This window comes from Flavobacterium soli DSM 19725 (assembly GCF_000422705.1).
GTDB lineage: Bacteria > Bacteroidota > Bacteroidia > Flavobacteriales > Flavobacteriaceae > Flavobacterium > Flavobacterium soli.
Window position 1 is genome coordinate 405309 of the sequence record NZ_AUGO01000003.1, and the last position, 21373, is coordinate 426681.

The window sequence follows — 21373 nt, forward strand, 5'->3', positions numbered from 1 at the left end:
ATTTCGGTGAGAAGTACGAATTAATTCTTGATCATTTTTTTGCGACTTACTGTTTCAAAGCCTATAACTTCTACAACATAAACACCATTGGGAGCGGAATCAATGTTTAGAGTACAACTTTTACTTCCGTTTGTAGTAATTGTCTTTGTTTTTTTACCAAACATATCATATAAATTAACAGTTTCAAATTCAAATTCAGCTACTATAGTTATCTTATCTGTTGAAGGATTAGGACTTATTGCAAACTCTTTAATTGAATTATTCTGATCTAATGAGAGATTGCTTAAGGTGGCATTAAATTGGCACTCGGTTATCTGAAAACCTTGCTGATCTAAAACGGTCAATAATACACTTGTGTCTTCAGTGATAACTGAACCTGGTTCAGGATTTTGTGTAATTGAAATATCATTTAAGCAGTTTACATTCAATAGTAAAAAATCATCTGTATAATCCGGTAAAATATACTGATTCGAGCCATTTGGCAAAACTTGTCTGTTTTCGCAAACAACTTGAATGTTTTGTGGATCATACACCATCAAAGAATTCAATGCTGTTGGAGTATTTTTTATTAACTGAGAATTAGTTCCATCTATCTCAATTGAAATCAATCCATAGGTAAAATTGTAACGAGTTAAAGAATAGTATATCTTGTTGCAATAAATAGCAAAGGAACTAACATCACCTTCATTGCTAGTATGAATGATTTGAACGTTCTCACCTGTCAAATCAGAGTTACTAATCGTATTTAAACTTGACCAATATAAATTGTCGTATTTTACATTCAGATTCGTTAATAAACTATTGGCAGTATAGACAAGTGTGGTATTTTCTCCGCTTAATGTTGCTCTGTATATTTTACCAACGGTTGTGTTTAATCCATTTTCAATCCAGTAAATAAAATCTCCATTTATTGCAAAAGAATTAATAGTGAAATCATCACTAGAAGCATTGATAATAGTTGAAGGATTGTAATTATTTGTTGATGACTTTGATATTGTGGAATTATTCATCAAAAAATAAATTTCATCAAATTTTGTAGCTTCCAAGTCATTTATAATTCCTCCTACATTTGAAGATAAAGTAAAAAAAACACTCGAAGTTAAATCTAACTTTTTCAAATAATTAGCAGACAAAAACATTTCTTCTGAACTTATAGCAATAGTACTTACACTACTAAATTCATTGCCTACAATGACTTGATAATTAGTTGAGTTGGTCGAAACCCTATGGATTTTATTGTTTTGAATATAAGTGTCTGACCAATATACATAACCATTATTTGCCGTTATTCCTTTAGGATTTGCTAAACCTGAAATTGTATAAACTGTTTGGATATTAGTACCGTCTAAATTGCTTCTCATTATTTTATCTAAGCCTGTATCTGTCCAATATATTTTATTTTCAAATACCGTTAGATCATTTAATATTGACAATCCTGAGGGTGATACAGCTGAGCTGATTAAAACCGTCTCTGATGAAAAATCCAAAGGAGCCCTTTTTATTACTCTAGCTCCTGCATTATTTACACTCCAATAAATGTATCCGCCATCAATAAATAATCCTCTAAAATCACTTCCCTCATCTGTCAGAACTTGATGATTGGTTCCGTCAAGATTTGCACAATTAATAGTTTGCGAATCGACCCAATAAAGTTTGTTATTTGCCACTACTATTTTACTTGATGTGCTAGAAATGTTGCTTATCAATATCTCAATATTATTACCATCAATATCTGATTTTCTAATGAACTCTTGATCCAAAAAGTACAATTGATTGTTATATCCCGCAACACTCGTTGGACTAACTAGACCATCAAGACCATCGTGAACAATTTCAGTCTGACTTCCATCTGGTTCAAACCGGTAATTTCGATTAGTGAGATTCACATCCGAAGCATACAATTTATTATTGTAAAACGAAACCCCGGCTGGAGTTTTTAGCGAGGTTTTAATAATATTCTCATTCGTTCCTGAAAGAGATAGTGAATGGATTGTTGTATTATAATCAACATAATAAAGTTTTGCTTGTTGTGCATTAACAATATTAAATGTGGTAAAGAATAATAAAGTAATTCTTTTTATCATATTTTAGGTTTTTTAGGAAATTATTATGAAGTTTAATTTTGCTAAATTTCCCCAAAACTATGTGATAAGAACTACGTGAACAATCTGTATATCTGACTATTTATAAATAATCAGAAGATTAAATGAGCATTATTTTATTGTTTTTCAAGCACTTATTCAATGTTTTCTAATTTTTCAATGTAATAATTAGGAGAAAGGCCTGTTTGCTTTTTAAAAACACGAACAAAAGTATTGGCATCTTTATAACCCACTTCTTCGGCAATAGCTTGCAAGGTATATTTACGAAAATAAGGTACCCGAACTAGCTTTTGAAGCACATATTGAATTCGCAATTCTTGTGTATAGTCTGAAAAGGGTTTTTGCATTACGTGATTGAAGTATTGTGACAAATAAGCGGTATTGGTATGCAATTTTTTAGCCACAAAAGCCAACTTGAAATTTGGATCTAAAAATGTTTCTTTCTGCTCTAACTTTTTTAAACCTATTGCTATTTTATCAATAAGCTCTTCGTCAATTATTTGTTTTGGTTGTGCTTCCGTTTGATTGCTCTTTGTAGTATTGACCTCCAAAACTTGTGATTTTTTTAGATTTTGAATAATTTTTAAAAATCGATAATGCTTTTCTTTCTGAAGTTTATAATAATAATAAAAACTGAAAACGACAAAACCTAAAACTATTAAAATACTAAAAAGAGAAATCTTAAAATAATTTTTAGATTCGATAACTTTATTTGATTCTTTTTTTATGATTTCTAAATCATAATTGTGGAGAAAGTTTAACGATTTGCTTTTTATTCCTTCTATTGATTGAATTAGTTCTAAACTTTTTTGGGCATAGAGATAAGCCTTTTTATGGTCATTTTTTTCACGGTAACATTGTGTCATAATGTTATATGCCATTACTAGATTTTCTTTTGAAACTTTAGTTATTTGATAACTTTCAACGTACTTCTTACAATAAAAAAGTGCCGAATCAACTTGCTTTAGATGATGAAAACAATCGGCCATTCCTAAATCAAACAACTGTTTGGTCCTTATATTATCATGGATAACAGGAAACAGCTTTCTATTTCTATATAAAGACAAAGACTTTTCGTAATTTCCTGCTAAAGCTGCACTTTTTGCTTCTCGCATACTTAATAATGCTTTGGTATACTCAGGTTGAAAATTATCTTCTAGCATCATTTTTGCAGCAACATTAAAGTAATAATTTGCAGAATCAAGAAGTGTGGCTTTTCTTAAATGGATATAATATTTTTGATAAGCTTCACCAATAATGTTGTATCGATCGGCAAATAATTTTCTGTTCATTACTTTTTTTTCTCCAACTCCCAACTTTAAATGATGGGAAGTCTTTAATTCTTTCTTTAACAAAGCAATGCCATTTACATAATCGCCCATAGCAACCTTTATTGAACCATATTGTTCGTTAAAATGATTGTTAGGTAAATTCACTTGATATTTATCAAGATAAAATAATGCCATGTCATACTCTCCTAAATTTTTATGGATATAGAAAATTTTGTTAACACACATGCCGATCAAATCTTGATACACTTTGCTTGACTTATCAATCTCGCTTTTTTCTATGCCTTCTATAAGAATAATAAGAAGCTTCTTTGAGTGAGTAAACTCTGATTGGTTATAAAAATAATTGGCTATGTAATATTTACCATAAAAACGAAACAACTCGTTTTTACAATTACTAATTTCCAAAGCTTCGTCATAAGCTTTTTTAGGATTTGAAACAAGATGTTCCTGAATACTTCGAATTCTACTAATTTGTGATTCACTCAATTCTTGAGCAAAAATCAAGTTAGTAGATAATAGCAATATGATAGAAAAAATAAATTTATGCATCTTGAAAAATTGGTAAATAAACCTGAAGATTACAGTGTGCTAAATTAAAAATAAAACCATGCTATTTCGAAAATTCTTTCTAAGAATAGCTACTATCTTTTTTGCATATTTTTATATGACTAAAATTTAAACTTAAAATTATATTAAACAAAAATCCCAAACTCTTTTAGAATTTGGGATTTTTATATTGTGAAAATTTTTATATATTTTTTACAGTTCCAATGCCTTTTTAGCATCACCATTCATCAGCAATTCAACAGGATTTTCCAATCCTTCTTTTACTGCTACAAGGAAACCAACCGACTCACGACCATCAATGATTCTGTGGTCATAAGAAAGAGCCACATACATCATTGGATGAATTTCCACTTTACCGTTAACGGCAATCGGACGCTCGATAATGTTATGCATTCCCAAAATTCCAGATTGTGGAGGATTGATGATTGGTGTAGAAAGCATACTTCCGAAAACACCACCGTTTGTGATGGTAAAAGTTCCACCTGTCATATCATCAACCGTGATTTGCCCGTCACGAGCTTTGATAGCTAATCTTTTGATTTCAGCTTCGATTCCACGGAACGTCAAGTTTTCAGCGTTTCTTACCACAGGAACCATTAATCCTTTTGGACCAGAAACTGCGATAGAGATATCAGCAAAATCATAAGTGATTTTTTCGTTACCATCAATCATTGAGTTCACATCTGGGAACAATTCCAAAGCTCTTGTTACCGCTTTTGTGAAGAAAGACATATATCCCAAACCAACACCAGCGTGTTTCGCTTTGAAAGCATCTTTATATTCATTTCGCACCAAGTTGATTGGCGTCATGTTTACTTCATTGAAAGTAGTTAACATTGCTGTTTCATTTTTAGCAGCAACCAAACGCTCTGCTACTTTTCTACGCAACATTGATAATTTTGTACGGTTTGAACCACGGTTTCCACCTGTTGGCGTTCCCATAGAAGGCACTGCATTTACAGCATCATCCTTAGTTACTCTACCGTCTTTTCCAGTTCCTTTTACTTCAGAAGCCGAAATATTTTTTTCGTCTAATATTTTTCGAGCTGCTGGAGATGGCGTTCCAGAAGCATAAGAAGTTGGTGCTGGAGCCGCTTTTGGAGCTTCTGCTTTCTTCTCTTCTACCTTTGGCGCTTCAGCCTTAGGAGCTTCTTCTTTTTTCTCTTCTTTTGCTGGAGCATCACCTGCTGGTTTAGCACCATCAGTATCGATATGACAAACAACTTGACCTACTTTTACAGCATCACCTTCTTCCGCTTTTAGCGTAATGATTCCGCTTGCTTCAGCTGGCAATTCCAAGGTTGCTTTATCAGAATCTACTTCTGCAATAGCTTGGTCTTTTTCTACATAATCGCCATCTTTTACTAACCAAGTTGCGATTTCAACTTCTGTGATGGATTCTCCTGGTGAAGGAACTTTCATTTCTAAAATCATCTTATCTTTTGTTTAAGGTTTGTATTGTTTAAAGTTTAAAGTTGACATAGGAACCTTAAACCTTAAACCTGAAACTAATTTTTAATTAAATAAATTTTTATCAAAAACCATTGCGATTGCTGCTGCGTGACGTTTCTTAGAACGTGCATAACTTCCTGCTGCTGGAGCACTATAGGCTTTTAACGAAGCGACTCTTAGCTTAACCAAGTCAAAATTCATCAACATAAAGCTGTAAGCTCCCATGTTTCTTGGTTCTTCCTGAGCCCAAACATAATCATCTGCATTCGGATAAGAAGCAATGATTTCTTTTAATTGCTCGATTGGCAATGGGAACAATTGCTCGATTCTTACCAATGCTACATCTGTTCTACCGTTGGTTTCTCTTTCTGCCAATAAATCATAATAGAATTTACCTGTACAGAAAACCAATGTCTTAACTGCTTCTTTATCAACCGTAGTGTCATCAATCGTTTCTTGGAATGTTCCTGTTGCAAATTCATCAACAGAAGAAACTACCAATGGATGACGCAATAAACTCTTTGGTGTAAACACAATCAAAGGTTTTCTAAACGTTGTTTTCATCTGTCTTCTCAACAAGTGGTAGAAGTTTGCTGGTGTTGTACAATCGGCGATATACATATTTTCGTTAGCACACATTTGCAGGTAACGCTCCATTCTTGCCGAAGAGTGCTCAGCACCTTGGCCTTCATAACCGTGTGGCAACAACATTACCAAACCGTTTTGGTTGTTCCATTTGTCTTCTGCCGCAGAGATGTATTGGTCCAACATAATTTGGGCTCCGTTAGAGAAATCTCCAAATTGTGCTTCCCAAATCGTCAATGTTTTCGGACTTGCCAAAGCATAACCATAATCAAAACCTACTACTCCATACTCAGAAAGCAAGGAATTGAAAATATTGAATTTACCTTTTTGGTTTTTTAATTGTTGCAATAGGATTACTTCTTCTTCAGAATCTTCTACTTTTACAACAGCGTGACGGTGCGAGAACGTTCCTCTTTCAACATCCTGACCTGAAATACGAACGTCGTAACCTTCAGTCAATAAACTTCCGTAAGCCAATAATTCAGCCATAGCCCAATCCAATTTATCACTTTCGAAAAACATGGTCTTTCTGTCATTGATTAACTTCTGTATCTTGCTGATGAACTTTTTATCAGACGGCAATTCGGTAATTACTTTAGCAATTTCCGTCAAACCTTCTTTTGGGAAAGTTGTGTCTACTTTTCGTAGCATTTCCGCAGCATCTGCTTGATAGAAACCTTCCCATTCGTTTTGCATAAATGGAGTGATAACCGTCAAGTCTTTCTTACGAGAAGCCTCAAGGTTTTCCTCAAGAATTGCTTTATATTTATCTTCTAAACCTTTTACATAAGTTGCATCAATGATACCATCTGCCAATAATTTTTCAGCATAAATATCTCTTGGATTTTTATGTTTTGCTAGAAGCTTGTATAATTTTGGTTGGGTGAAACGAGGCTCATCACCTTCGTTATGACCATATTTTCTGTATCCTAATAAATCGATGAAAACGTCGCTTCCGAATTGCATTCTGTAATCCAAAGCAAAAAGCATTGCGTGAACAACGGCTTCTGTATCATCAGCGTTTACGTGTAAAACAGGTGATAAAGTTACTTTTGCGATATCAGTACAATATGTAGAAGAACGAGCATCAAGATAGTTTGTCGTAAATCCAACTTGGTTGTTGATTACAATGTGGATGGTACCACCTGTCTTGTAACCGTCCAATTGTGCCATCTGAACAATTTCATACACAATACCTTGTCCGGCAACAGCTGCATCTCCGTGAAGTGCAATTGGCAATACTTTTGAGGCATCTTCCGGAAAATAACGGTCTTGTTTTGCACGTGTGATTCCTTCAATTACAGCTCCAACCGTCTCCAAGTGAGAAGGGTTTGGTGCTAAATTGATGTTAATACTTTTTCCAGTTTTTGTTTTTCTGTCAGATGTCAATCCCAAGTGGTACTTCACGTCACCATCAAAAAGGGCGTCATCATCATAATCTTTTCCATCAAATTCAGAGAAGATGTCTTGGGTGTTTTTTCCGAAGATATTGGCCAAAACGTTCAAACGACCACGGTGTGCCATTCCCATTACAAATTGCTCCACTCCTTTTTCGGCAGCGGCATCAATCAAGGCATCAAGACCTGGAATTAAAGATTCTCCACCTTCAAGTGAGAAACGTTTTTGACCCACATATTTGGTATGCAAGAAGTTTTCGAAAGAAACGGCCTCGTTTAATTTTCCAAGGATGTTCTTTTTTTCTTCAGCAGAAAACTTTGGAATGTTATCGTTGTACCCGATTTTGTCCTGAATCCATTGGATTACTTCAGGCTTACGGATGTACATATATTCAACACCAATAGACTGACAGTAAATCTTATCCAGATGGCCTAAAATTTCCTGTAACGTACAAGGTGCAATTTTTATAGCTTTTGCGGCATCAAAAACCACATTCAAATCGGCTTTTGAAAGTCCGAAATTTTCCAAATCCAGATTTGGGCTGTATATTCTTCTATCACGAACCGGATTTGTTCTCGTAAACAAATGCCCTCGTGTTCTATAAGCATCGATCAATTTTAAAACATTAAACTCTTTTTGAAGTTTATCCGAAACTACAGAACAGTCTTGACCTTCAGCGACAGCCGTCGCCATTTGCACTGCGGGACTTTCATCGTTATAGGTTGCTGTACCAAAATCGAATCCTTGGAAGAAACTTCTCCAGCTTGGCTCAATGCTGTCAGGATTTACTAGGTATTGGTCGTATAATTCGGCAAAAAACTCTGTGTGAGCTGCGTTTAAAAAGGAAAACCTATCCATAATATTTGTTGAATGTCCTAATTTGTTAAAAATATTTTTGCAAAAGTACGATAATTGGAACAATCTAGTAATTATTTTATACATTTATGACTTAAACTTATCATAAAATTGGACTATGCAATTATTCATTTTCAACAAATTGACAAAAAATGCAATTATTGTTATTTTTACCTTATTTTCTGCTTTTTCTTATGCTCAAAACAACCATTTAGATCAAGGTGATTTTTGGAGCAGAGTTCGGTATGGTGGTGGGTTGGGTTTGAGTATTGGTTCTGGCTATTCAGATATTATGGTTGCTCCAAGTGCCGTTTATGATTTTAACGAATATTTTTCGGCTGGATTGGGATTACAAGGAAGTTATGTAAAGGTTCGAAATAATTTTGAATCTTATATTTATGGAGCAAGCTTGGTAGGATTATTTAATCCTATAAATGAAATACAGCTATCTGCAGAATTGGAGCAAGTTCGTGTAAATGTGACGTATGAAGATGATTTTAAAGACAACTTCTGGAATACGGCTTTATTTTTAGGGGCGGGTTATCGAGCAGAAAACATAACGATTGGTGTTCGCTATAATGTTCTACACGATGAGGACAAGAATGTTTATAATGATGCGTTTATGCCGTTTGTTAGAATTTATTTCTAAACCACACCTTCTGCCATTCCCTTTTTAAAATCAAAAAAGAAACTTGTTCAGATAATTCAACCAGATCCGAGCCGTCGAGTTTTTTAATCTGATCTTCGGCTACATCAACGATGTAAAGCAGATTGAGATATTCGGCAAATTTATATTGAATCAATCGATAGATTTTCTCGTGCAATTGCACTTTCAATTCATGCGGTTTTGTGCTTGATGGAAAATCGATTGCTTCATTGGCCAAATTGAAATCCTTATTGATTTGTTCGATTAATTTGAGGTACAAACTTTCGCTTTCGGCTTCGGAAAGTAATAAATCGGTAGATTTTGGTGCAATGAATGTCATCTTAAATGATTTGGCTTATACTTTCCTTCCCATCAAATTTTCGCCAAACGACTTCAAAATATCTTTTTTCTCGTTGTCGATGTTTATTTTTTGTAAAGTATCAAAAGCCTTCAGGGTAAATTCCTGAATGGCTTTTTTTGTAACTTCAGAAGCTCCAGTAGCGTTGAAGATTTCTTTTACTGAATTGATTTTTTCGGTATTATCTTGAGGATGAATAGAAAAAAGATGCATCAGTTCTTCTTTTTGGGTTGCATTTGCAAACTCTTGAGCTTTCAAATACAAATAGGTTTTTTTATTTTCGATAATATCGCCACCCACTTGTTTCCCGAAGGTTTCAGGATCCCCAAAAGCATCCAGATAATCGTCCTGCAACTGAAATGCCAGACCTAGATTAAGTCCGAAATCATAAATCAAATTACAATTTTCTTCAGAAGTTTCGGCTATAATGGCACCCATTTTCATGGCTGCAGCAACTAGAACAGCCGTTTTATATTGAATCATTTTTAAGTATTCCGGAATGGTAACATCTTCCCTATTCTCAAAATCTACATCCCATTGCTGTCCTTCGCAAACCTCTATTGCCGTCTTGCTGAACAATTTTGCCAAATCTCTAAAAACCTTTGGCTCATATTGCTCAAAATATTGATAGGCCAAAATCAGCATGGCATCACCCGAGAGAATTCCAGTGTTTAGATTCCATTTTTCATGAACGGTTTCCTTACCTCTTCTCAAAGGTGCATCATCCATAATATCATCGTGAACCAAAGAAAAATTATGAAAAACCTCAACCGCCAAAGCTGCTGGAAGGGCTTTTTTATAGTCGTCACCAAAAATTTCAGCAGTCATTAAAGTTAGGATTGGGCGAATTCGCTTGCCACCTAATGCCAAAATATAATCGATTGGTTCGTAAAGATTTTTTGGCTCTTTAATGATAGTTTGTTCTTCTAAATAAGCCGAAATATATTCCTGATACTGGTAAATGGAGTGCATAAGGGTAATTTTTGGCTAAAATACAGTATTCAAATCGCATTACAAAACCAAAAATTTTGAAAGATAATCACGAAACCGATTTATGTTAAAAAATAGTTAAATCAGTATTTGACAAATTTGTTAAACAAAAATGTTATGTAGTTTTGCGTTAACAATTTTGTTAAATATTATAGTTAAATAAAAATGTCAACAGATAGAAAAGACGAAGCAACTGAAGTACACATTAAAAATACCGCCAAAAGATTATTCTTTGGAGAAGGTAAATTTAACGCTACCACTCAGGAAATTGCTGATGCCGCTGGAGTAAACCGAACCCTAATCAATTATTATTTCCGTTCAAGAGATAAATTATTTGATTTGGTTTTTACAGATGCCCAAATTTATGAGCAAAAAAGAACCGAGTCGATTATTTTTTCTGAACTTCCTTTCAAGGCTAAAATCGAAGAATTTATAGACGAATCTTTTATTATGGCCAAAGAATATCCTTATATGGAATTGTATATGGTAACCCAATTTAACCAAGGTTGCTATTTCAAGGATGAAGAAGGAATGGATCGAATGCTGAAAAAATTCTACGAAGAATTTGAAGTAGCCATGGAAGAAGGGCTCATCCGAAAAATGGAACCGATTCAATTCATTATCAACATGATTTCGTTAATCTCTTTTCCTGTAGCAATGCGACCGCTTTTTCAAAAAAGTATGCGATTGACCGATGAAGATTATGAGAGAATCCTGAACGACAGAAAGCAAATTATAATGGATACACTTTTTTGCAAATAAAATTAGTGGTCCTGTTCCATCACCATATCAAATGAAATCACTGAACTTGAAAATCAATTGTTTAAATCTAATCTATAAATCATCAATGAAAAACAAATTTTTACTAACCTTTCTCTTGCTTGTGAGTGTCTTGCAAGCTCAAGAACAAAATCAAAACTATTCGTTTAGTTTGCAGCAGGCGATTGATCATGCTATTGAGCATAATTATTCCTCCATTAAAGCTGCAAAGGATATCGATGTTGCCAAACAAAAGAAGTGGGAAACTACTGCCGCTGGTTTGCCTCAAATAAACGCAAGTATTGATTATCAAAACAACTTTGAACTGCAAAAATCAGTCGTTCCTGCCGAATTTTTTGGTGGTAATCCTGGTGAATTTGCAGAAGTTGCCTTTGGAACACGTCACAATGTGGTGGCCAACGGAAGATTGAGCCAGCTAATTTTTGATGGTTCCTATATAGTGGCACTTCAGGCTTCGAAAACCTATTTGAAGTATTATGAAAACGCCAAGCAAAAAACCAATACCGAAATTAGGGAAATGGTCATTAATGCCTATGGAAATGTATTGTTAGCTGAAGAAAGTATTGCTATTCTTGAAAAAAACAAAGCAACATTATCAAAAACACTTTATGATACGGAGGAAACCTATAAAAACGGTTTGATTGAAGAGGAAAATGTAGAACAGCTTCAAATTACCTTGGCTACAATCAACAGCAATTTAAACAACACCAAGCGATTGCTAGATGTGGCTACAAAAATGCTGAAATTCACCTTAGGTATTTCACTTGATACTGAGTTGAAATTGACTGATAAATTAGACGATTTGTCAGTAGCTAATTTGGATATCGCTTTTGGTTCCAATGAATTTTCAGTGAACAACAACATCGATTATCTAATGGCCCAAAACTTTGAAGAACAGCGAACCCTTGAACTAAAATTAGAAAAAAGTAAAGCACTTCCGTCATTAGCAGCAAATGTGAACTTCGGTTATAATGCTTTTAATGATCAATTTGCCTTCTTATCTCAAAACCAAAGATGGTTGAATTATTCAAATTTGGGATTAAGCTTAAACATACCCATATTTAGCAGTTTTGGAAGACAAGCTAAAACACAACAAGCTAAAATTGCTTTAGATCAAGCCAAAATTCAGCTGACCGAAACGGAACAACAATTACAACTTCAATACGAACGTGCCAAAAGCGAATTTGAATTTAGCATTGAAGAATTTGCTACTGCAAAAAGCAATTTGAATCTTGCAGAACGTATCGAAAGAAAACAACAAGTGAAGTTTACGGAAGGTCTATCCTCTAGTTTCGATTTTAGCGAAGCACAAAGACAGTTGTATTCAGCTCAACAAAATTACTTGCAGTCGATGGTAAACATCATTAACTCTAAAGCAGCTTTAGAAAAAATTATAAACAAAAACTAACCCTACATACTCATGAAAAAAATCCTAATAATAACCGTTTTTTCTCTACTTCTTTTTTCTTGTGGAAAAAGTGAAAAAGAACAATCAATCGATAAACTAGTTAGTTCTAAAGATGTAAAAGGGCTTCAAGCCAAAAAAGTAGCTTTGCAAGCTGAAATAGCGACTATCGAAGAAGCTTTGGCTACTTTGGATGTAAAAATTGAAGAAGCTTTAGTGGGAATAACTACAGTAAAAGACACTGTTTTCAATCACTATCTTGAAGTTCAAGGAAGTATTGACACGAAAGAAAACATCTTAATCCAACCAGAATACAGCGGAACTTTGACTTCTTTGACCGTTAAAGCTGGACAAAGGGTTTCAAAAGGTCAAATTTTGGGTCGTGTTGATGATGCCGGAATGAGCCAACAATTGGCAAGTGCCGAAAATCAATACCAATTGGCTAAAACCACTTATGACAGGCAAAAAAATCTTTGGGACAAAAAAATTGGTTCTGAAATTCAGTTTCTTCAAGCTCAAGCCCAGATGGTTTCGGCTCAAAAGACAGTTTCGCAACTCAAAGCACAATTATCGAAAACCGTTATTCGTGCCCCATTCTCGGGAACAATTGATGAAGTATTTGTAGAAAAAGGAGAAGTTGTAGCTCCAAGTGCACAAGGTTTGATGCGAATTGTGAATCTAGGCAATATGTATGTTTCAACTACCATTCCTGAAAGCTACATTGGAAAACTAAAAGTAGGCGACAATGTGGATGTATTTTTAACTTCTTTGGGTAAAACCTACAAAGGAAAAGTGCGTCAAATTGGAAGCTTTATCAACCCTAACAATAGAAGTTTCGGAATTGAAGTGAGTGTTCCAAATCCTGAAAACCTGTTAAGACCTAACCAAGTTGCTAAGCTAAAAATCATTGATTATGTTAGTAAGAATGCACTTGTAGTTCCAACAGGGATTATTCAAGAAGATGCTAACCACGACAAATTCGTTTTTGTTGTTGAGGGAAGTAATGGCAAAACAGGAAAAGCTAAAAAAGTGGTGGTAAAAACTGGAAAATCATCAGACAATGTAACCGAAATTTTAAGCGGTTTATCAGCAAATGATGTGATTGTAACTGATGGTGTAAACACTATTTCAGAAGGAATGAAACTAAATTTCTAATCTCCGAAATCTAAAACCTAAAATTAAATGAGTCATCAAAATAAAGAATTCGGTATATCGAGTTGGGCTGTAGATAACAGAGTTACTGTTTATATCTTCACCTTTCTTATTGTGGTTACGGGCTTGATTGCCTATATCACCATGCCACGTGAAGATTTCCCAGAAATCATCGAAAATAAAATCTACATCTCATCCGTTTTCCCTGGAAATTCAGCTGAAGATGTCGAGAAATTGATCCTTAAACCACTTGAAAAAGAGTTTAAAAACATCAGCGGAATTGAAAAAATTACAGCCAGTGCATTTCAGGATTATGGAATGATCATAGCCGAATTTTCAGATAATGTAACGGTTGAACAGGCAAAAGTAAAAATTAAAGACAAAGTTGACGTCGTAAAAGCCGATACCGATTGGCCTAATCTTGACAACGGAAGTAAAGTAGAACCAAGCGTTTTTGACTTAAACATTTCCGAAGAAGTGCCAATTTTGAATATCAATTTAAAAGGGAATTACACAACCCAGCAACTTAAAAAATACGGCGAACGACTTGAAGACGACATCGAGGAAATTCCCGAAGTGAAGCAAGTTGACATTTTGGGTGTTGATGATAAAGAAGTGGAAATTGCAGTTGACATGTTCAAAATGACTGCGGCACAAGTTTCTTTTGACGATATTCAAAATGCCGTTAAATATGAGAACATGACCCTTTCGGGTGGAAATTTAACGTCACAAGGTTCACGAAACAACATTAGAATCGTTGGAGAAATTAAGGATCCAAAAGAGTTAGAAGATGTAATTGTAAAGTCTTTTGGCGGAACGGTTTACTTGAAAGACATTGCCACAGTTTCGTTTAAAGAAAAAGAAAAAACTACGTATGCCCGTGAAAAAGGGAAAGAAGTGGTGATGCTAAACGTAAAGAAACGTTCAGGCCAAAACATGATTTCTGCCATTGAGCAAGTAAAAGAAAAAATCGAGTTGGCACAAGAAAGTTATTTGCCAAAAGATTTAAAAATCGATTTGACCAATGACCAATCTTCTCGTGTAGAACATCAGGTTGATGAATTATCAAACCACATTATCTTCGGTATTATCTTGGTAATGATCGTGTTGATGTTTACAATGGGATTGCGAAATTCATTGTTTGTTGGAGCTGCAATTCCGTTATCGATGTTGATGGCCTTTAGTATTCTTTCGGCTTTTGGAATGACTTTGAACACGATGGTTTTGTTCGGATTGGTAATGGGACTTGGAATGCTTGTGGATGACGGAATTGTAGTTGTCGACAACGTATTTGCCAATATGCAAAAAGGAATGTCGCGTATTCAAGCTTCAAAAATTGGTATTGGCGAAATTGCTTGGCCAGTAATTTCATCAACAGCAACAACCCTGATGGCCTTTCTACCGTTTGCTCTTTGGCCTGGAACCATGGGTAAATTCATGATCTATTTTCCAGTAACCCTTTCGGTAACACTTGGAGCTTCTCTGTTTGTGGCCATGATTATTAATGCCGCAATGACGGGTGGTTCGATGGATATTGAAGATCGAAATGTGACCAAAAAATCAGCCAAGATGTATTCTATCATTTTTGGAGCAATAGCAATTATTTTTGTCATCATCGGTAACGTGAACGACTCAAAAGCCGCTAGAGGAATTGGACATTTGGCATTGATTTCATTAGGATTAATGTGGTTATACAAATGGAAATTATACAAATGGACACAAGATTTCCAACATGGATTTTTCCCTAAAATGGAAGAACGATACAAACGTTTTTTAACTAAAATATTGACGGGAAGAAATGCTTGGTTCGCTTTAGTGGGCATTATTGGAATGCTATTCTTATCCTTTATTTTGCTTGGAATTTTCCCAAGAAAAGTATTATTTTTCCCAGATAATATTCCGAATCAAGCTATCGTTTATATCGAATATCCACAAGGAACCGATATCAAAAAAACCAATGAAGCCACTTTATTTGTAGAAAAACAAGTCATCGATATTTTAGAAAAATATGTAGATAAAACAACTAACGAAAACTACATCGCCGAAAGTATCGTTTCGCAAGTGGGTGTTGGAGCTGGAAATCCAAATGTGGATGCTGGTTCAGCTTCTGAAACCCCTTTTAAAGGAAAAGTAACGGTTAGTTTCACTGAATTCAAACTTCGAAGAGGAGTAGATACTTCTGATATTTTAGAAGAAATTAGAGGAAAAGTAAAAGGTATTGCAGGTGCAACTGTAACAGTTGAAAAAGATGCAAATGGTCCGCCAGCCGGATATCCTATTAGTGTTCAATTAACAGGATCTGACTATGACCAAATGATTAATGAGGCGAATAAAATGATTGCCTTTATCAATGCTAAAAATATTCCTGGTATTGAAAAACTGAGTGTCGATGTAAACAAACAGAGCCCAGAATTAGAAGTTCTTGTTGATCGTGTAAATGCCGGAAGTGTTGGAGTTTCAACAGGTCAATTAGGATTTAACCTCCGTCGTTCTGTTTATGGTCAAGAAATTTCTACCTATAAAGAAGGTGATGACGATTATAACATCATTGTGAGAATGCAAGAAGACCAACGAAAAAATGAGAACATTTTGTTCAATCAATCATTGACTTTTAGAAATCAAAACAACGGACAGATCGTACAAGTGCCTATCTCGGCAGTTTCTGAAACGCAAAAAACTACTACTTATAACCAAATCAAAAGAAAGAATTACAAACGTATCATGACCGTTTATTCGAACGTGATTACAGGTTATAATGCAGATGAAATTACCAAGCAAATTGAAGCCGAATTAAAAGGCTATGAATTGCCAAAAGGAATTACCTATTCATTCTCTGGAGTTCAAGAAGAACAAGGAAAAAACCAAAGTTTCTTGCTCTATGCTTTATTCTTAGCAATGGCAGGAATTACCATCATCATTGTGTTACAGTTTAACTCGATTTCAAAAACGGTTGTCATCCTGTTCACAGTGTTACTGAGTTTTAGTGGCGTGTTCTACGGTTATGTTATCGCCAATATGGATTTCGTAATCTTGATGACGATGATGGGAATCATCTCCCTTGCCGGTATTGTGGTTAAAAATGGTATTGTATTGATGGATTTCTTCGTCTTGCTTCTTGACGAAAAAGTGAGAGAGAAAAACGTCGACAGTCATGATGATTTAACGATTGATGAAATCAAAGAAATTATTATTGAAAGTGGTAAAAACCGTTTAAGGCCGGTATTGTTAACTGCTCTAACTGCCGTTTTAGGTTTAATTCCGTTAGCAATTGGTTTAAACTTTGACTTCTTCGGATTAATTACTGATTTGAATCCGCACTTATACATTGGTGGTGATAACGTAATATTTTGGGGACCTTTGGCTTGGACCATCATTTTTGGATTGACTTATGCAACCATCCTAACGTTGGTTATGGTTCCGGTAATGTTCTTCCTAGTGAAAAGAACCAAATATTGGTTAAGAGACCGAAAGAATAAAAGAATGGAAATAGATACTATTAAAGAATAGTAAAATAATTAAAGCCCTGATAGTTTTTATCGGGGCTTATTTTTTTTAATAATACTACATCTCAAAATCCTAAGCTATAATTATTTGTATACTCGAAATAATTTATTTTAGAATCTAAAATTCGTCTGACTTTTAATAGAAAAACAAAATATATTATTTTTTATCTGCTAAAAACAAAACAAAAATAAAAAAATAGAACTGTTTTGTTTTTTTATTTAGAATAATTAAAGATAATTTGTGTAGCATGCTTTTGCTCTCTATCTTTGCCCTATTAATAATTATTCTAAATAAAAATGAAAATATTAAATACCCTGATGAGCATTTGCTTTCTATTCATTTTCTCGACTTCGTGGAGCCAGCAAACAGCTTCAGTCAAAGGAAAAATCAACTTATCCGACAATGCTGATGCAGATAATATTTCTGTAATTATCAAAGGAACAAAAATTGGTACTGTTACTGATGCTAACGGAAACTATGAAATTAAGAATTTGAAACCTGGAAGCTATGTAATCAAGGTTTCTGCTGTTGGTTTTTCTTCAAAAGAGAAAGCCATTACATTGAACTCTGGTGATGAAATTATTGAGAATTTTACAATTTCAACCAATTCAGAACAGCTAAGCGAAGTAACTGTAAATGGAGTAAAAACAAATCCATACGGTAGAAAAGAAAGTGCCATAGTTTCAAAAATGCCTTTAAAAGATATTGAAAATCCTCAGGTTTACAATACTATTTCAAGCGAGCTTTTGAAAGAACAAGTAATTACAAACTTTGATGATGCCTTGAAAAATGCACCTGGAATCGACAAACTTTGGGAATCAACAGGACGTGGTGGTGATGGTGCTGGTTATTTTTCACTTCGCGGATTTGCAGTACAACCTACAATGGTAAATGGACTTCCAAGCCTTACAAACGGTAGTCCAGATCCTGCAAATATCGAAAGAATAGAAGTAATAAAAGGTCCATCTGGAACGTTATTTGGAAGCAGTTTGATTTCTTATGGTGGTTTGATTAATGTTACTACAAAAAGACCTTACGATACTTTCGGAGGAAATGTTTCTTATGTTGGTGGAACATACGGACTAAACAGATTCACTGCTGATATCAACACGCCACTAGGTACAGAAAATAAAGTAGCGATGAGAGTCAATGCTGCTTATCATACAGAAAACAGCTTTCAAGATGCAGGCTTTAGAAAATCGTTTTTTATAGCTCCTTCATTATCGTATAAAGCAAATGATAAATTATCTTTTAATATTAATACTGAATTCTACAACGGAAAAAGCACTAATCAAACCATGCTTTTTGTTGACAGAGGAGCTCCATTGAGAGTTACAAACTTAGACGAATTAGGTTATGACAACAAACGTTCCTACACTGGAAACGATCTTTTTATCGAAACCCCTTCTTATAGCTTGCAAGGGCAAATGAACTATAAACTATCAGACAATTGGACATCTCAAACTGTAGTTTCTAGAACTTCATCAAAATCTGATGGTTATTATTCTTACCTATATGAGGTTTCTCAATTCACACCTGTTACAGAGGGTGTTGTTTTTGGAAGATACATGAGTAAACAAAACTCTGAAAGTATTGGAACTGATATCCAACAAAACTTCATCGGAGATTTTAAATTTGGAAATTTAAGAAATAGAATTGTGGTTGGTGTTGATTATTTTAATATCAACGTTATTAATAATGGTAGTAATTATGTTCAAAATGGTTTTGTTTACATTGGAAACAACTTACAGCAATTCAACGAAGGTGTTCTAGGAATTATGGATCCTGCAGCTTATACTGATGACAGTGGTGTATTAACACAAGCTGGAACAGATGCATTGCTTGCAAATTCACCAATCAGCCCATCGAGAACAAGACAAGATGTTTATAGTGCCTATGCTTCGGATGTATTGAATATTACTCCAGCTTTATCTGCAATGGCAAGTTTAAGAGTAGACCGTTTTATGAACCAAGGAAATCTTTCTACTTCAGCAGACGACTATAACCAAACAGCTTTGTCTCCAAAATTTGGTGTGGTGTATCAGCCAATCTTAAATAAACTTTCTGTTTTTGCTAATTACATGAACGGTTTCAGCAATGTAGCTCCAATAACAAGCCCAGGAGGAAACATTTTTACATTTGACCCAGAACAGGCTAATCAATTTGAATTTGGAACTAAACTTAATTTATTGGAAGATAAATTCACAGCGTCTTTAAGTTTCTATGACATCAAAGTTAGCAACACGGTACTTCAAATTGATCCTGAAACTTATGTTCAAGAAGGAGATCAAACCAACCAAGGTTTTGAAGCTAGTATTATTGCAAACCCAATTCCTGGATTCAACATTATTGCAGGATACAGCTGGAACGATAGCAAACTTGAAAATGCAAACGGAAACGAATTTGAAGGACAACGACCTGAAAGTGCGGGACCAAAACACTTGGCTAACCTTTGGGCAACTTACAAATTCCAAGAAGGAAAACTGCAAGGATTTGGATTAGGATTTGGAGGAAATCACGCAAGTGAAAACAAAATCTTTAACAGAACTGTAGGAGCATTTTCAGTATCAGAATATACAGTTTTGAACGCTTCGGTTTTCTATGGTTCAAATGATTATATGGTTACCTTGAAATTAGACAATCTTACAAACGAAGAATACTATAAAGGTTGGTCAACTATCAGCCCTCAAAAACCTAGAGTACTTTCTATAGGAGCTACTTTTAACTTCTAAAATTTAAAACCAAAAAACACCTTTTCATAATGAAAGGGTGTTTTTTATATATTTACATATTATGAAAAACATTCTTTTTATTGCCCTATCGCTTCTTTTCACAAGCAGCAGCTTTGCACATTTTTTATGGATTGAAACCAATTCAACTGGAAAATTAAACCAGAAGCAAGACGTTAAAATATTTTTTGGAGAATACTCTTATGGTGTAACCGAAAAAGTAGGCCAAGAAGCCTTCAACAAGGTTCAGAAATTTACGGTTTGGGCAGTTGCTCCAAATGGCAAAAAAACAAAATTGGAAGTTACAGCTGGCGATTTGTTCTACAAAACTTCGTTTACTCCAAAATTCAACGGAACGTATACTATCGTTTTAAACAACAACGAAATTGACGTAATTGATTATACCCAATACAATTTCGGAATCTTCAAAACTCATTACCACTGTGTTGCAAAAGTAGAAGTTGGAGGGAAAACGACAGAAACTGCAGCAGTAAATACTGATGGAATTACAATTGTTGATGTAACAAAAAAAGATCTGAAGCTTAACGACGAAGTTACTTTGAAAATCTTGTACAAAAACGAACCATTAAAGGACAAAGAAGTTGATATTTTCTTAAAAGATAAATTCGCTCAAAAAGCTACAACCGATGCAAATGGTTTAGTAAAATTCACTTTGCCATTTAAAACAAAATACATTATTGAAGCAACTCACAAAGAAGAAGTTCCAGGGAAATACAATGGAAAAGACTATCAATTTATTTTCCATAGTGCCACCTATCCTATTATCTTAAACTAATAATTGAGAAATTGTTTCCAAAGAAAATAGATTGTAAACCAATTCATCAAAGCTCGGGAATTTTCCAGGCTTATGGTTTTAACAGCAAATCCTAAACGAATCCAGATGATAACAATAATCTGTGCTTTACTATTTTTAGCCTTGTATTTTTTATACTATACGTCTAAAAAAGCAACATTATATTATAATTCCGGGCTAGAAAAATGGATGCATAAAAACTCGAAACCAACAAAAATAATCGGATATGGGTTACTTATATTTGCTTATATTATTTTGCTTTTTTTTAAATCTATATTTGCAGCAACCCTATTGTTTTTCATTATTTTAATGACATTTTGCAGTTTGATTATCATCCTGAAACCATTAAAAAAAGTAAACAGCCTTTTCCTTATCGCAACATTTTGTATTGCAACAATCTTGGAATTCTACTATTCATAAAAAACTATAGCACCAACTTATGCCAGCAAATCCTAAATATTTAACGCAATCCAAATGGCAACGTTTTGCTAAAATATCGGCTGCAATTCTAGGCGGTTATTTTGTTTCGGCAACGTTTCATCTGGCTTTGGCTTCTTGGTTCAACCATGTAAATGTTTTGATCACAATGGCTTTTTCAGGATTTATAGTTTGGGTGGCATTGATGGTTGTGGCATTCTTGGCAAAAAATGGCTGGAAAATTTGGGGAATTTATCTACTTCTTTCGCTTGTATTTTCTTTGCTTATTTATGCAGGACAAATCTATAATCCCATTATCAAATAATT

The 21373-nt window shown here is 34.4% G+C and carries 14 protein-coding genes; 8 read left to right on the plus strand and 6 right to left on the minus strand.

Translation table 11 applies throughout. The features are described from left to right. Positions 1-20: 20 nt before the first annotated feature. The 4 genes from G508_RS0107185 to G508_RS0107200 all read right to left on the minus strand — a co-directional run bounded on the left by G508_RS0107185 (position 21) and on the right by G508_RS0107200 (position 8254). Positions 21-2084, minus strand: a complete 2064-nt coding sequence (locus tag G508_RS0107185; RefSeq protein ID WP_026704682.1) for a T9SS type A sorting domain-containing protein — start codon at positions 2082-2084, stop codon at positions 21-23. Between the two features lie 152 nt (positions 2085-2236). Then, entirely contained in the window at positions 2237-3943 is a 1707-nt protein-coding gene (locus tag G508_RS0107190; protein WP_026704683.1) for a helix-turn-helix domain-containing protein, read from the minus strand. Between the two features lie 210 nt (positions 3944-4153). Beyond that, entirely contained in the window at positions 4154-5395 is a 1242-nt protein-coding gene (odhB, locus tag G508_RS0107195) for a 2-oxoglutarate dehydrogenase complex dihydrolipoyllysine-residue succinyltransferase (protein WP_026704684.1), read from the minus strand. 81 nt (positions 5396-5476) lie between these two features. After that, a complete protein-coding gene (locus G508_RS0107200; RefSeq protein ID WP_026704685.1) occupies positions 5477-8254 on the minus strand; it encodes a 2-oxoglutarate dehydrogenase E1 component in 2778 nt (925 codons plus the stop codon). A gap of 115 nt (positions 8255-8369) precedes the next feature. On the opposite strand from G508_RS0107200, the gene G508_RS0107205 reads away from it, so the two are divergent. Then, a complete protein-coding gene (locus G508_RS0107205; protein WP_026704686.1) occupies positions 8370-8900 on the plus strand; it encodes a hypothetical protein in 531 nt (176 codons plus the stop codon). Here the strand turns inward: G508_RS0107205 and G508_RS0107210 are convergent. Then, positions 8884-9237: a hypothetical protein gene (locus G508_RS0107210; RefSeq protein ID WP_026704687.1), complete on the minus strand. Its 354-nt coding sequence runs from the start codon at positions 9235-9237 to the stop codon at positions 8884-8886. The two genes, G508_RS0107205 and G508_RS0107210, sit on opposite strands and share 17 nt — an antisense overlap. Positions 9238-9252: 15 nt before the next feature. Next, positions 9253-10227 carry a polyprenyl synthetase family protein gene (locus G508_RS0107215; RefSeq protein WP_026704688.1) on the minus strand — a complete coding sequence of 325 codons (975 nt, stop codon included), beginning with the start codon at positions 10225-10227 and terminating at the stop codon, positions 9253-9255. A 183-nt stretch (positions 10228-10410) separates the two neighbouring features. Between G508_RS0107215 and G508_RS0107220 the strand changes: the two genes are divergently transcribed. From G508_RS0107220 to G508_RS0107255, 7 genes are all read left to right on the plus strand, one after another. After that, the gene (locus G508_RS0107220) at positions 10411-11007 is read left to right on the plus strand and encodes a TetR/AcrR family transcriptional regulator (protein ID WP_026704689.1); all 597 of its coding nucleotides are present in this window, start codon (positions 10411-10413) and stop codon (positions 11005-11007) included. A gap of 85 nt (positions 11008-11092) precedes the next feature. Beyond that, entirely contained in the window at positions 11093-12433 is a 1341-nt protein-coding gene (locus tag G508_RS0107225; protein WP_026704690.1) for a TolC family protein, read from the plus strand. Positions 12434-12445: 12 nt separating this feature from the next. After that, a complete protein-coding gene (locus tag G508_RS0107230) occupies positions 12446-13585 on the plus strand; it encodes an efflux RND transporter periplasmic adaptor subunit (RefSeq protein ID WP_026704691.1) in 1140 nt (379 codons plus the stop codon). A 27-nt stretch (positions 13586-13612) separates the two neighbouring features. Beyond that, the gene (locus G508_RS0107235; RefSeq protein ID WP_026704692.1) at positions 13613-17089 is read left to right on the plus strand and encodes an efflux RND transporter permease subunit; all 3477 of its coding nucleotides are present in this window, start codon (positions 13613-13615) and stop codon (positions 17087-17089) included. A gap of 293 nt (positions 17090-17382) precedes the next feature. Next, positions 17383-19818 carry a TonB-dependent receptor gene (locus tag G508_RS0107240; protein ID WP_035694330.1) on the plus strand — a complete coding sequence of 812 codons (2436 nt, stop codon included), beginning with the start codon at positions 17383-17385 and terminating at the stop codon, positions 19816-19818. 61 nt (positions 19819-19879) lie between these two features. Continuing rightward, positions 19880-20611: a DUF4198 domain-containing protein gene (locus G508_RS0107245; protein WP_026704694.1), complete on the plus strand. Its 732-nt coding sequence runs from the start codon at positions 19880-19882 to the stop codon at positions 20609-20611. A gap of 457 nt (positions 20612-21068) precedes the next feature. After that, positions 21069-21371: a hypothetical protein gene (locus G508_RS0107255; protein WP_026704696.1), complete on the plus strand. Its 303-nt coding sequence runs from the start codon at positions 21069-21071 to the stop codon at positions 21369-21371. The last annotated feature ends 2 nt before the right edge of the window (positions 21372-21373 follow it).

Excerpts from the sequence above, each read along its gene's own strand:
- G508_RS0107185 (WP_026704682.1), bottom strand. The coding sequence starts at position 2,084 with ATGATAAAAAGAATTACTTTATTATTCTTTACCACATTTAATATTGTT.
- G508_RS0107190 (WP_026704683.1), bottom strand. The coding sequence starts at position 3,943 with ATGCATAAATTTATTTTTTCTATCATATTGCTATTATCTACTAACTTG.
- odhB (WP_026704684.1), bottom strand. The coding sequence starts at position 5,395 with ATGATTTTAGAAATGAAAGTTCCTTCACCAGGAGAATCCATCACAGAA.
- G508_RS0107200 (WP_026704685.1), bottom strand. The coding sequence starts at position 8,254 with ATGGATAGGTTTTCCTTTTTAAACGCAGCTCACACAGAGTTTTTTGCC.
- G508_RS0107205 (WP_026704686.1), top strand. The coding sequence starts at position 8,370 with ATGCAATTATTCATTTTCAACAAATTGACAAAAAATGCAATTATTGTT.
- G508_RS0107210 (WP_026704687.1), bottom strand. The coding sequence starts at position 9,237 with ATGACATTCATTGCACCAAAATCTACCGATTTATTACTTTCCGAAGCC.
- G508_RS0107215 (WP_026704688.1), bottom strand. The coding sequence starts at position 10,227 with ATGCACTCCATTTACCAGTATCAGGAATATATTTCGGCTTATTTAGAA.
- G508_RS0107220 (WP_026704689.1), top strand. The coding sequence starts at position 10,411 with ATGTCAACAGATAGAAAAGACGAAGCAACTGAAGTACACATTAAAAAT.
- G508_RS0107225 (WP_026704690.1), top strand. The coding sequence starts at position 11,093 with ATGAAAAACAAATTTTTACTAACCTTTCTCTTGCTTGTGAGTGTCTTG.
- G508_RS0107230 (WP_026704691.1), top strand. The coding sequence starts at position 12,446 with ATGAAAAAAATCCTAATAATAACCGTTTTTTCTCTACTTCTTTTTTCT.
- G508_RS0107235 (WP_026704692.1), top strand. The coding sequence starts at position 13,613 with ATGAGTCATCAAAATAAAGAATTCGGTATATCGAGTTGGGCTGTAGAT.
- G508_RS0107240 (WP_035694330.1), top strand. The coding sequence starts at position 17,383 with ATGAAAATATTAAATACCCTGATGAGCATTTGCTTTCTATTCATTTTC.
- G508_RS0107245 (WP_026704694.1), top strand. The coding sequence starts at position 19,880 with ATGAAAAACATTCTTTTTATTGCCCTATCGCTTCTTTTCACAAGCAGC.
- G508_RS0107255 (WP_026704696.1), top strand. The coding sequence starts at position 21,069 with ATGCCAGCAAATCCTAAATATTTAACGCAATCCAAATGGCAACGTTTT.